Genomic DNA, 556 nt, shown 5'->3' with positions numbered 1-556 from the left:
CGAGGATCGAGGCGCAACTGGCCCCTTTCGCCCCAGCGGTGGCCCGGCTGCTTGAGATCCCCGGGATCGGCCCGGCCGCCGCTGCCACGATCATCGCCGAGATCGGCGTGGACATGACCCGCTTCCCGACCCCGGCGCACCTGGCCGGCTGGGCCAAATTCGCCCCCGGCGTCAAGCAGTCCGCCGGCCGCCGCAAAGGCAACGGCGCGACCGGGCACGGCAACCGCTACCTCGCCCGGGTCCTCGGGCAGATCGCCGTCACCGCCGCCCGCACCGACACGTTCCTCGGCGAACGCTACCGGCGCATCGCCCGAAGACGCGGCGCCAAACGCGCGATCGTCGCGATCGGCCGCTCCGTCCTGACCATCATCTGGCACCTGCTGTCCAACACCGAATCCCGCTTCCACGATCTCGGCGCAGACTTCTACCTCAGCCGCACCGACACCGAACGCCGCAAACGCAACCACATCCGCCAACTCGAAGCCCTCGGCTACACCGTCACCCTCGACCTCGCCGCATAGCCACCGCTTCAAACAAGACCCATCCCACGCCGCTA

At 69.6% G+C, this 556-nt stretch carries 1 protein-coding gene; it reads left to right on the top strand.

The annotated features are described in order from the left end of the window. Positions 1–521, top strand: a 521-nt coding sequence (locus IEZ13_RS46215; protein WP_189285827.1) for a transposase, incomplete at its 5' end; no start/stop codon positions are given. Between the last annotated feature and the right edge of the window lie 35 nt (positions 522–556).

Origin of the sequence: Actinoplanes campanulatus (genome assembly GCF_014647795.1) — a bacterium.
Classification (GTDB): domain Bacteria; phylum Actinomycetota; class Actinomycetes; order Mycobacteriales; family Micromonosporaceae; genus Actinoplanes; species Actinoplanes campanulatus.
Note: the sequence above shows the minus strand (reverse complement) of the source record. Positions and strands in the feature narration are given on the sequence as shown.